10 protein-coding genes are annotated in these 12,770 nt (G+C 40.0%); 6 read left to right on the plus strand and 4 right to left on the minus strand.

Translation table 11 applies throughout. From position 1 onward, the window contains the following. Positions 1-334: 334 nt before the first annotated feature. From BLR27_RS06110 to BLR27_RS06125, 4 genes are all read right to left on the minus strand, one after another. Positions 335-1,336, minus strand: a complete 1,002-nt coding sequence (locus tag BLR27_RS06110) for a pepsin/retropepsin-like aspartic protease family protein (RefSeq protein ID WP_090701983.1) — start codon at positions 1,334-1,336, stop codon at positions 335-337. A 109-nt stretch (positions 1,337-1,445) separates the two neighbouring features. Further along, positions 1,446-1,649, minus strand: coding sequence for a hypothetical protein (locus BLR27_RS06115; RefSeq protein WP_221406302.1), 204 nt, complete (start codon positions 1,647-1,649; stop codon positions 1,446-1,448). Between the two features lie 236 nt (positions 1,650-1,885). Continuing rightward, entirely contained in the window at positions 1,886-2,323 is a 438-nt protein-coding gene (locus tag BLR27_RS06120) for a VOC family protein (RefSeq protein ID WP_090701987.1), read from the minus strand. Positions 2,324-2,335: 12 nt separating this feature from the next. Next, positions 2,336-2,758, minus strand: coding sequence for a VOC family protein (locus BLR27_RS06125; protein ID WP_090701991.1), 423 nt, complete (start codon positions 2,756-2,758; stop codon positions 2,336-2,338). A gap of 502 nt (positions 2,759-3,260) precedes the next feature. On the opposite strand from BLR27_RS06125, the gene purL reads away from it, so the two are divergent. From purL to BLR27_RS06155, 6 genes are all read left to right on the plus strand, one after another. Continuing rightward, positions 3,261-6,977 carry a phosphoribosylformylglycinamidine synthase gene (gene purL / locus BLR27_RS06130; RefSeq protein WP_090701995.1) on the plus strand — a complete coding sequence of 1,239 codons (3,717 nt, stop codon included), beginning with the start codon at positions 3,261-3,263 and terminating at the stop codon, positions 6,975-6,977. 141 nt (positions 6,978-7,118) lie between these two features. Next, positions 7,119-7,550, plus strand: coding sequence for a DUF2147 domain-containing protein (locus BLR27_RS06135; RefSeq protein WP_090701998.1), 432 nt, complete (start codon positions 7,119-7,121; stop codon positions 7,548-7,550). Further along, entirely contained in the window at positions 7,547-8,566 is a 1,020-nt protein-coding gene (locus BLR27_RS06140; RefSeq protein ID WP_245704454.1) for a WD40/YVTN/BNR-like repeat-containing protein, read from the plus strand. Before BLR27_RS06135 ends, BLR27_RS06140 begins: the two co-directional genes overlap by 4 nt. 271 nt (positions 8,567-8,837) lie before the next feature. After that, positions 8,838-9,383 (plus strand): class I SAM-dependent methyltransferase, encoded by a 546-nt coding sequence (locus BLR27_RS06145; protein ID WP_090702001.1) that lies wholly within the window; start codon positions 8,838-8,840, stop codon positions 9,381-9,383. Positions 9,384-9,657: 274 nt separating this feature from the next. Then, positions 9,658-11,286 (plus strand): acyl-CoA carboxylase subunit beta, encoded by a 1,629-nt coding sequence (locus BLR27_RS06150; protein ID WP_090702004.1) that lies wholly within the window; start codon positions 9,658-9,660, stop codon positions 11,284-11,286. 14 nt (positions 11,287-11,300) lie between these two features. Further along, positions 11,301-12,461 carry a dipeptidase gene (locus BLR27_RS06155; protein ID WP_176767620.1) on the plus strand — a complete coding sequence of 387 codons (1,161 nt, stop codon included), beginning with the start codon at positions 11,301-11,303 and terminating at the stop codon, positions 12,459-12,461. Positions 12,462-12,770: the final 309 nt, after the last annotated feature.

The following is a 12,770-nucleotide window of genomic DNA, read 5'->3' on the forward strand; positions in this document are numbered from 1 at the left end:
GAGGTTCAGTGAATGAACGATTTGTTTAACATTTATAAAAGTTTTCCTGTGGTTGCTATTTTTCACCAACCACTTATGATTTCATCCCACTCATACCCGCAGAGCCTAGCCCTATTTCTAATGCAAAAAGACCATGCTAACACGGAGCGAATAGACCATAAGCAGCTTTAAAAATGATATTAATTGTTCTCAATTTGATGGGTGGAAGATTGGTTAAAAGATCCACTACTATTTGTTTTACTATACATGTTGTTTTACTATACATGGGTCAATGCAGCATCTCAGCTCAGTCTCTGTTTTATCAAACCCATGTTAACAAAAAGTTGAATTTAATTTAGCTTTTCGTGTATTCTATATTTTTCAACTCGTTAGGTTTTAGATAAATGTATTCTCTCTTAGAATCAATTATTATATTGAATCTTTTTAAAATATCTCCACCCATAACACTCATTTTTTGTCTGCCAATTGCTCCGGAAAAGAAACCAACCGGAACGTTGGATAATTTAACAGTTCCTATTTCTAAGTAGGGTATAATAGCTTTCATAGTTGTTAAAACATTACCATAAGAGTCTTTCAATTCTTTTTCTCCGGTAATTTTTAAGTTTACTTCCATTTGGTTATCACTTGCAAATTTGTCGTCAAATAAGAGGTCTCCGGAATATCCGGAATGAATTAAAAACCTATTTTTTTTAACCATATTATTTATTTTAAAACTTGCTTCTAAAAACATCATTTCATCTTCAAAAACAAGTTTGAGTTTTTGATATCTTCTTACATCATTTGGTAAGAGAGAAGATATTATTAGGATATTCCTTTCAAAATCCAATTTCAAAACTTTATCCTTAAACAAATCAATGCCAAACTTTCCATCTGTGTGAGGTCCTGAGTATTTATTTTCCCAAATGGAAATACCTTTGAGTTTTAACTCGCCAATTTGTATAGAATTATTTTCACTAAGTCGAGATGAATTTGTTTCTCCACCCCAGCTTTTTACTCCCTCAGTATTATTGTTAAAGTTTAGACTTTTGATTTTTTTTGTGGCGTCTTCTATCAATGTAACGGAATTAGCGGCAGTATGAAACATTAAATTGACGGTGTCTTTTTCATTTAAAGTTGCTTGAATAGAAATATTATTATACTCAGTTAATTTAAACGGGATAATTATTTCTTTCTCTTGTCCAAAAATATTTTGACAGAAGGCAATCAAGATTATTAATGTATAGAATTTGATTTTTAGCATGATTTCTATTTTGAATAATAGTTTATTAATGGTTTCAATTGCTTGCCGAAAATGGTTTTTAGCTTTATGTGCTTGCAGAAATTGAAGCAAATACATTCAGTTTAAAACAATTATCGATTTTAATTTCGATTGTTCAATATAGAATTGGCCCTGTCATTTTGCAAATGCTCTGTTAAAGTATTTTATTATCATACAGAAAACAGGTTTATTTAATTTTGTCTGCAAAATCTAATTCCATAAACAACAAATAGTCTTTAAATTCTTCCGGAATTTCCATTTCTGGATAGGCTTCGATATCACGGAATCCAAAACTTCTATATAAAGTCTTTGATTTCTCTATATCCCTCACGACCCAGGCAATTTGAGATGGTGCTAATACAAAGTAGTCCTTTTTATTTGGCTTGTCCATAATTATTTTTTAATGATATTCTTGCTATTTGTGTCGTTTCAGAATTTCAAAATTAGTAGTCACGTTTTGTGGAGTCCGCGGCTTGCGCCCAATGGTTTTGGGCTTTGAGAGGAAGTGTTTTTAGAAGTACAACTGTTCGGTTTAGCACAAATGTTCATTAGAATTTCGAATGTTCAATTTATCACTGAACCCGCTTTTTGCAAAACCCCTGTCAGCGGTTCGTTGCTTTTCTTCGGTTAAATTTGTCCCTTATATTTTGCGTCAAAATCTATCATCCATTCAATGCCAAATTTGTCTCTAAACATTCCAAAATAGGAACCCCAGGGACTGTCGGCCATTGGCATTTCTATTTTGCCGCCCTCTGAAAGTCCATGGAATAATTTATCAGCTTCTTCTTTGCTTTCTGTGCTAATCGAAATTTTAGATCTGTTTTCATTTTCGTTTACTCGTCCCATACTTTCTGGAACGTCATTAGCCATTAAAATGTTTTTGCCGATAGGCAAAGCGATGTGCATTATTTTATTTGCTTCATTTTCTGATACTGGGAATTCCGGGCCTGCCAGATCTTTAAAACGACTGATTATGGCGAACTCACCACCAAAAACTGATTTGTAAAAATTGAATGCTTCTTCTGCATTTCCGTTGAAGTTAATATAAGGATTGATAAGTGCCATGATTTTTATTTATTAAGCGTTAATTAGTTTTTCAATGTCAAATTTTGTCATTTGTAAAAACACTTCTGTAACTTTTTGAGATTTTTCAGGGTTACTCATTAGTTCACCTAAAATAGTAGGAACGATTTGCCAGGATACTCCAAATTTATCATCAAGCCAGCCACATTTACTGTAAGTTCCGCCATCGCCTAATTTTTCCCAATAATGATCTATTTCTTCCTGGGTGTCACAAGTAATTACGTACGAGTTTGCTGGTGAAAACTTATATTGAGGTCCACCGTTGAGTGCCATGAATTTTGTTTCGTTGAGTTCAAAAATTACAACCATTGAATTTTCAGATACTATTTTTGAATTTTTGAAAACGGAACAGTAATAATCTGCAGCTTCTTTGGATATACCATCAAACCACAAGCAAGGAAAAATTTGATTTGACATATTTTTGTTTTTAAATTGAAGTTTTGCAGTGAGTTTCGTTTAGTTCTGTCATGACCGATTACTTGTGTTTAGTGAGGAATATACTGCAACAAGGTCACCAAATCCAGGGGTATTGGCTCAATTCATAATGCCTTTATTAAATGTACTCATTATCAAAATGTTATCAAAAAAAATAGTTGAAATATTGGAATAATTCATCGTATTCCTTGTCCAGATTCATTGATGACTTTGTTTGTGACAGTACCCGGATCACAAGCCTAAAACCTCCTATCGCAATTCCTTAATGCTGGATAACTTCTTTGGTCTTTTAACTTGAGAATCAAAATGATTTTAAAGGATCTTCCAGGAGTCTCATTCAATCCCAATGTAATCCAATGCTTCAGACCACAAATCCATCAAAACACATACTACAAAATCAAATCATAATCACATTCTCCCGCCCAAATTCCCATAAAAAAATTAACTTTGCATTTCTAATACAGGCACCCAAAGAAAACGTTCAATGATCCATTTTTTTGTCTCCCCACATTATAAGGTTTTTGCAGTTCAAACACATGCTGAGATATCCCATGAGGATATTAAGAAACTGAACTGGTTATTCGGGGAATCACAAAAATCAGCGGATTCTGTACTGCCGGGCTATTATGTTGGTCCGCGTGCGGCAATGATCACACCCTGGAGCACCAATGCGGTGGAGATCACGCAGAACATGGGTATTGAAGGGATTATTCGTATCGAGGAATTTGAAAAGGTTCCTGCCGATTTCAATGCCTTCGACCCGATGCTTTCTCAGAAATATAGTGAGCTTAATCAGGAGATCTACACCATCCATATTCAGCCGGAGCCTATTCTGGACATCAGCGATATAGCTGCCTATAATAAATCTGAAGGATTGGCTTTAAGTGCTGAGGAAGTTGATTATTTGGATAATCTTGCGATTAAACTGGGTAGAAAATTAACAGATTCTGAAATTTTCGCCTTCTCACAAGCTAATTCGGAGCATTGTCGTCATAAAATCTTCAACGGTACCTTTGTAATTGATGGAGAAGAAAAACCGACATCCCTGTTCAAGTTGATCCGCAAAACATCTGAAACGAATCCTAATGATATCGTTTCGGCCTATAAAGATAATGTGGCCTTTGTAAAGGGCCCTAAACTGACTCAGTTTGCACCTAAAAGCGCCGATAAGCCTGATTTTTACGAAGAAAAAGAATTTGAATCTGTTTTATCCCTGAAAGCAGAGACCCATAATTTCCCAACTACGGTTGAGCCTTTTAATGGTGCTGCAACCGGCTCCGGAGGAGAGATCCGCGACCGTCTGGCAGGAGGACAGGGTTCATTACCATTGGCAGGAACTGCAGTCTACATGACCTCATATTCAAGACTGGAGGAGGGATATTCAGAAGATCGCAACTTTAGTCACCCTGATGAAAATCAGGGTCAGGGTCGTGGGTGGGAAACCGCCATGCCCGAACGCCCATGGCTCTACCAAACACCCGTTGATATCCTCATCAAAGCCTCCAACGGAGCTTCAGATTTTGGAAATAAATTCGGTCAGCCTTTGATCACCGGCTCTGTTCTAACTTTTGAGCATGAAGAGAACGATCGTAAGACTGGATACGATAAAGTTATCATGCAGGCAGGTGGTGTTGGTTACGGGAAACTGGACCAGGCGATCAAGCAAACTCCAAAGGAGGGTGATAAAATTGTGATCCTGGGAGGTGAGAATTATCGGATCGGAATGGGTGGAGCTGCGGTTTCATCAGCAGATACTGGTGCTTTCGGTTCCGGAATTGAGCTCAATGCCATTCAGCGTTCTAATCCAGAAATGCAGAAACGAGCAGCCAATGCCATTCGTGGCCTGGTGGAAAGCGATCATAACCCGATCGTCTCTATTCACGATCATGGTGCTGGAGGGCATTTAAACTGCCTTTCTGAATTGGTGGAAGCTACCGGCGGACTCATTGATCTGGATAAATTGCCTGTTGGCGATCCAACCTTATCAGCAAAAGAAATTATTGGTAACGAATCACAGGAACGTATGGGTCTGGTGATCGGCCAAAAAGATATTGATACCCTGAAGCGCATTGCCGACCGTGAGCGTTCTCCAATGTATGAGGTAGGTGATGTAACCAATGACCACCGATTTACCTTCGAGTCAAAATCAACAGGCTTAAAGCCTATGGATTATGCTTTGGAAGATTTCTTCGGAAGTTCTCCGAAAACCATCATGGCCGATAAAACAGTCAAAAGAAATTATGCTGAACTAAGTTACAGCACTTCAGATATTCCTGCATACCTGAATCAGGTTTTGCAACTGGAAGCGGTGGCCTGTAAAGACTGGTTAACCAATAAGGTCGACCGTTGTGTTGGCGGTAAAGTGGCCAAGCAGCAATGTGCTGGTCCTTTACAATTACCATTAAACAATGTGGGTGTGATGGCCCTTGATTTTAAAGGCAAGGAAGGCATAGCCACTTCCATCGGGCATTCTCCGGTTTCTGCATTAATTGATCCGGCAGCCGGTTCACGTACGGCCATTGCTGAGGCACTTTCAAATATTGTCTGGGCTCCATTAAAAGATGGTTTAAAGTCTGTTTCACTCTCAGCGAATTGGATGTGGGCTTGTAAGAACGAAGGTGAAGATGCCCGTTTATATGAAGCCGTAAAAGCATGTTCTGATTTTGCTATTGAACTGGGAATCAATATTCCTACAGGTAAGGATTCGCTTTCAATGAAGCAGAAATACCCGAATGATGAAGTTATTGCCCCTGGAACGGTGATTATTTCTGCAGGAGGAAATTGCTCAAATATCACCAAGGTGGTTGAGCCGGTTCTTAAACGCAATGGAGGAAACATCTATTACCTCAACTTATCTCAGGATACCTTCAAGCTGGGTGGTTCTTCTTTTGCTCAGATCCTGAACAGGGTAGGAACAGAGGTTCCAACAATTAAGGATTCGGCTTATTTCAAAAAGGCTTTCAACGTATTGCAGGACCTGATCAAAGAGCGTAAGATCAAAGCGGGACACGATGTTGGCAGTGGGGGTTTGATTACCACTTTACTGGAGTTAAGCTTTGCGGAAGTTAATCTGGGAGCCGACTATGATCTGAGTTCATTAAATGAACAGGATACTGTAAAAGCATTCTTTAACGAAAACATCGCAGTAGTTTTCCAGGCTGATGCATCTGTGGAAGCTGTTTTTGCTCAAAATGGTATAGAGATCTTTAAAATAGGATCGGTTGCAGAAGGCAATTCAGTAATAATTAAGAACAATAATGACTCATTCACATTCAATGTGTCTGAAACCAGAGATACCTGGTACAAAACTTCTTTCCTCTTAGATTCAAAGCAATCGAAGAACGGAATGGCGCAGGAGCGTTATAGCAATTATAAAAATCAGCCTTTACAATTCAATTTTCCGGCAAATTTTGATGGTAAATTACCTGTAATTGCGAAAGGAACAGCGAGACCAAAAGCAGCTATCATTCGCGAGAAGGGAAGTAATTCTGAACGCGAAATGGCTAATGCGATGTTTCTTGCAGGTTTTGATGTGAAAGATGTTCACATGACCGACCTGATCTCAGGCAGAGAAACGCTTGAGGATATACAATTTATTGGTGCAGTAGGAGGATTCTCCAATTCGGATGTGCTGGGTTCGGCAAAAGGCTGGGCAGGAGCATTTTTATACAATGAGAAAGCGAATACAGCCCTGAAGAATTTCTTCAAACGGGAAGATACCTTATCGGTGGGTATCTGTAATGGCTGTCAGCTGATGATGGAGCTTGAATTGATCAACCCGGAGCATGAAGTTCATGGAAAGCTGCATCACAATACCTCTCATAAGCACGAAAGCGGGTTTACATCCGTAAAGATCCAGAAAAACAATTCGGTCATGCTTTCATCCCTTGAAGGAGCCACATTAGGTGTATGGATATCGCATGGAGAGGGCAAATTCAAATTGCCATACGCAGAAGATCAGTATAATATTGTAGCTAAATATGGCTATGAGAGCTATCCTGCCAATCCAAATGGTTCAGATTTCAATACGGCCATGATGTGTGATGCTACCGGAAGACATCTGGTGTTGATGCCTCATATTGAGCGTTCTACGTTCCCATGGAACTGGGCAAATTATCCTGAAAGAGCACAAAAGGACGAAGTTTCACCATGGCTGGAAGCATTTGTGAATGCCAGGAAGTGGATTGAGACCACAGATTAACCTTGCTTATTCCCCTGCGTGTCCCCCCGGACTTGATCCGGGGTGATCCGGGCTAGGTTGATACAGTACCATAATTAGATAACAGTCGGTGCGTTAAATTGAAATTATCCGTATTTTTATATGGTAATCTAATATCCAACCATGTACAAGCACTTACTTCTCACCATACTTCTGTTCTGCAGCATGAATGCTTTTTCGCAGCATAAAGATCAGATCATTGGTAAATGGCTTAATGCTACAGGTGAAGCTCATATTCATATCTATCCGAATGGCGGAAAATATTTCGGAAAGATCGCCTGGATGAAGGCACCAAATCATCCGGATGGAAAACCACGTTTGGACAAGAATAATCCTGATAATGGCCGAAATCAGACTCCAATTTTAGGATTGGTTATCCTGAAAGATTTCATTTTCAGTGATAATATTTGGCAGGGAGGTAGCATTTATGATCCTAAAACAGGTAAAACCTATAGCTGTAAAATAAGTCTTCAGGATCCTGACAAAATAAATGTAAGAGGTTTTGTGGGATTCTCAATTCTGGGAAGAACTGAAAGCTGGACAAGGATAAAATGATGAAGAGCATCATTCCATTTTTTCTTTTTACTATTCTCTTCTGTTTAAAAGCCCACTCACAAAGTCTGATCCCATTAGAATCCGGAAAGAGTACGAGTCTTCGGGGTTTATCGGTTGTGGATGACACTGTGGCATGGGCCAGTGGGAGCAAAGGATGGACAGCACGCAGCAACAATGGTGGTAAAACATGGAGCTGGAAACAAATTCCGGGCTATGAAAACCTTGATTTCAGAGATATAGAGGCTTTTTCTGCTAATCATGCGATCCTGTTAAGTGCGGGTACTCCGGCAGTGATCCTGCTCACTACTGATGGAGGATCTGTATGGAAAGAAGTTTACCGCAATGAATCTCCTGATATTTTTCTCGATGGGATGGATTTTTGGGATGCAGAAAGAGGCCTGATCTATGGCGACCCTATCAATGGAAAATTAGTATTGCTTAAAACAAGCGATGGGGGAACAAGCTGGCAGAATATAAGTCAAAATAATACGATCGGTCTTATAGCCGGTGAGGCCAGTTTTGCAGCCAGCGGGACTGCCATTCGCTGTGATTCAAAAGGTAATACATGGATAGCCACTGGTGGACTACAATCCCGGATCTTTCATTCTTCAGACTATGGTAATTCATGGAAGGCCTATGCTTGTCCTATTATTCAGGGTAAAAGCTCTACCGGTCCCTTTTCGATTGCATTTTATACTAAAAGAAGAGGAATTGCCGTTGGTGGCGACTATCTAATCGATTCATCAAGGGTAAATAATCTGCTTTTAACAAGGGATGGAGGAAAAACATGGAAGAGGCCATCTGTTTCTACATTTGGGTACCGTTCCGCTGTTGAATATATCTCCAAAAAAGTGCTGATTGCAACAGGTCCGACAGGTACCGACTGGTCAGTTGACGGTGGAAGAACCTGGAGAAAATTATCGGCTGAAGGATATAATACCATAAGAAAAGCAAAAACAGGGTCTTCGGTACTTTTGACAGGTTTGAATGGAAGAATATCCCGGCTTGAGCCTTAGTATTTCCTGTCCTATGCGCAGTCTTTCCTGTCCTGTGCCGCAGTCATTGCGGACCTGATCCGCAATCATTCCGGCCTTGAGCCTCTGTCATTCCGGCCTTGAGCCGGAAAGTTGCACAGTTATTGATTTTCCGCACGATTATTGTACATTACTTTCAAATAGCAATAATTATATAATTCTCTTATCCAATAAATTCTAAATGCTAAATTGAGTGCGTGTGCATCAATTAGGTATTTATTTTAATGGACATGATAAAATATGGAAAAGGAAAATGATCAATAAAGCGTTTAGTTATATAAAAAAGATACGTACCACAGGCGCTGTATATGAATCATCACGTTATGTATCCAGACATATTACCAATGAGATAAATAGTGAAAAACCTCAGATTATAATTGAACTGGGTGCGGGAAGTGGGAACATTACTGAAAGTATTTTGTCAAAACTTCATCCTGAATCTAAATTGTATTGTTTTGAGATCGAAGCTCATTTTTATGCTAATCTTGAAAAAATAAAAGATCAAAGATTTCATCTGATCAAAGGATCAGCCGCTGATGTTACTAAATATTTTGAACTATCATCAGTTGATGTAATTATTTCAGGTCTGCCTCTAAGCCTGTTTGATCAGTTATTTCGTGATCAACTTCTGAGTGATTGTTATGACCTTCTAAAAATTGGCGGTGTATTCAGGCAGTTTCTTTATTCTTTGCAGAAAAATTATTTTCTTCCAATATTCGACAGAATGGAAATGGGGGTGGCTATGAATTTACCACCGGCTATTTTATACTCATGTTATAAGTTGAATCTGGAAACCTAATTGAAGATCCATATTTAGAACTTAATGAATACCTGATCTCCATTATAGGTAATTCCTTGTTTTTTGATTTCTGTTCCCTTCAGATTAATAAAATGCATCCATTTCTAACATCCTGATGGGTATAGCAGATCTCTGCTTTGGAATTTTGTTTTATAATAAACTTATTTCGCCCTTAAAGATATTCCTTACTGAAAAATTCAGAATCCGAGGAAACATGAATCTTAAATATCAGAGCAAAATTCAGCTTTTCATTTTTATCACTTAACTTGCCAACATGAATCTTGAGTTTAATAAGAACGAGGATACCAATAAGCAGCTTTCATACGAGGTAAAAATCCGTTTGAAAAAGATCTATGCTGGTGGAGGAGAGAAGGCTGCTGCCAAACAAAAAGAGAAGGGTAAGATGCTTGCGCGCGAGCGTATCAGCTATTTGATCGATAAAGACAGTCGCTGGCTGGAGATCGGTGCATTTGCAGCCGAAGATATGTATAAAGAGGTCGGCGGATGTCCCTCGGCAGGCGTTGTCACCGGGATTGGTTATGTTTCTGGTCGTCAATGCATGATCATTGCCAATGACGCTACTGTAAAGGCTGGGGCATGGTTCCCTATGACTGCCAAAAAGAATTTAAGGGCTCAGGAAATAGCCATGGAAAATCGTTTGCCGGTAATCTATCTGGTTGATTCTGCAGGAGTATTTCTTCCTTTTCAGGATGAGATATTTCCGGATAAGGAGCATTTTGGACGAATCTTCCGTAATAACGCCATAATGAGCAGCAAGGGGATCATACAGATCTCGGCCATAATGGGATCCTGTGTTGCCGGCGGAGCATATTTGCCCATTATGAGTGATGAAGCCATGATCGTTGAAGGTACTGGCTCCGTGTTTTTAGCGGGTAGTTACCTGGTTAAATCGGCGATCGGTGAGGATATTGATAATGAAACTCTGGGTGGTGCTACCACGCATTGTGAGATATCCGGCGTGACCGATTATAAACATCCCAATGATGCGGCCTGTTTGGATTCGATACGGAAGATCATGAGTATGATCGGTACGCCTCAATCGGCAGGTTTCGACCGGATCAAGCCTGCTGAGCCTAAGTTGGATGAACAGGAGATCTACGGTTTATTACCCGGAAGCAGGGAAAATCCGTATGATATGCGTGAGATCATTCACAGATTGCTGGATAATTCAGAGTTTGAAGAATATAAAAAGCTCTACGGACAGAGCATCATCTGCGGTTTAGGACGTATCGATGGCTGGGCAGTAGGAATTGTGGCGAATCAGCGTAAGGTTGTAAAAAGTAAAAAAGGTGAAATGCAGTTCGGAGGGGTAATTTATTCAGATTCAGCGGATAAGGCCACACGTTTCATCATGAATTGTAATCAGAAAAAAATACCATTGGTATTCCTGCAGGATGTAACCGGGTTCATGGTTGGAAGCCGTTCTGAACAGGGTGGAATCATAAAAGACGGAGCTAAAATGGTGAATGTTGTCGCCAATTCGGTAGTTCCTAAGTTCACCATTGTGATTGGAAATTCTTATGGTGCCGGTAACTATGCCATGTGCGGAAAAGCGTATGATCCGAGGCTGATCTATGCCTGGCCATCCGCAAAAATTGCGGTAATGGGTGGTTCACAGGCAGCAAAGGTCTTATTACAGATCCAGGAGGCCTCTTTAAAGGCAAAAGGGGAAGTGATCACCAAAGAAAAGGAAGATGAATTGCTGAAAGAAATTACCGATCGCTATGATAGTCAGACAACACCTTATTATGCTGCTTCACGTTTATGGGTTGATGGAATCATTGATCCTCTGGAAACCAGAAAAGTAATTTCAATGGGAATAGAGGCCGCTAACCAGTCGCCAATAGAAAAATCGTTTAATCCGGGTATCATTCAAACCTGAAAAAATAAATCATCATGAAAAAAACCCTCATTTTCATACTTCTGTTTAGCTCAATTCATGTATTCGGACAGTCATCGTTAAAAATTCATAAGAAAGCGATAGTTGTAGATACCCATGGAGATATATTAACTGATCAGATTAAATCCGGAATTGACCTTGGAATTCGTCAAAAGGGAGGTAATTTCGACCTTATTCGTGCCCGTGAAGGAGGACTTGATGTGCAGGTGTTTTCGGTCTGGAGCGATTATACCGGAGGGTTTGCTCTTGCGAATCGGCAGATCGACTCTCTTGATGCATTGATCAGTCGTCATCCTGACATGATCGCCAAGGTGAGAACTGCGGCCGAATTGAAATCAGCGGTTAAGCAGGGTAAAATGGCTGCCTTGTTTGGTGTAGAGGGCGGACATATGATCGAGAATAAGCTGGAGAATCTGGATGCTCTGGCGAAACGGGGCATGACCTATATGACACTGACCTGGAATAACAGCACTCCATGGTCGAGTTCGGCCTATGAAGAGACTTTTAAAAAGGATAGTTTAAAGCAAATCGGACTTAGTGATCTGGGTGTAAAGATCATTAAACGTATGAACGAACTGGGTGTGATCGTGGATCTTTCTCATGTTGGCGAGACCACTTTTTATGATGCGATTCGTGTATCCACGAAGCCGGTTATGGCTTCGCATAGCTCGGCCTACGTGTTTCATGCTCACCAGCGCAATTTGAAGGATGATCAGATCAGAGCAATTGCAAAAACAGGGGGAGTGATCTTTGTGAATTTCTACAGTGATTTTTTGGACAGTACGTATAGGCCTAAGCTTGTATCGTTTAATGCACGTCATAAAGCTGAGCTGGCAGAATTAACCGGTAAGTTTGGAAGCAGATCCAAAGCAGAGGAGGAGATCAACAGGAAATACAAGCAGGAAATTGATGATATGAAGGCACCCTTATCTCTCCTGATTGAGCATATTGATCATATGGTGAAACTGGTAGGAGCGGATCATGTGGGCCTGGGTGCAGATTATGATGGAGCGGAATCCTTTCCAAAAGGTTTGGAAGATGTTTCAAAATATCCTGTAATTACTGAGGAATTATTAAAACTGGGTTATTCAAAGAAGGATGTGAAAAAGGTACTTGGGGGGAATTTTATCAGGCTTTTAAAGGCGAATCGGGGGTAATTGCCAGGTACACTGCATCAGGTTATTTCGAATGAGGAAGGAAGAAATCTGTTCACTATTTCTCGTCATTTCGCAGCCTGCCTGCGGTAGGCAGGGAGGCACGACGGAGAAATCTGTTGCAATAAATACACATTTGACTTTAAACCACAGCCCTTAGTTATGAGATTTCTCCACCTCTAAATAGAATCCTCCAATTAAAATTTAGAATAGGTGTTCGAAAGGACGTTAAGGTGGTCGTCATTTCGCAGGAGGCATGACGGAGAAATCTGTTGCCACGAAATCAGTTTTTGACTTTAAACCACAGCCCTT

It is taken from the genome of Daejeonella rubra, from assembly GCF_900103545.1.
Lineage (GTDB): Bacteria > Bacteroidota > Bacteroidia > Sphingobacteriales > Sphingobacteriaceae > Daejeonella > Daejeonella rubra.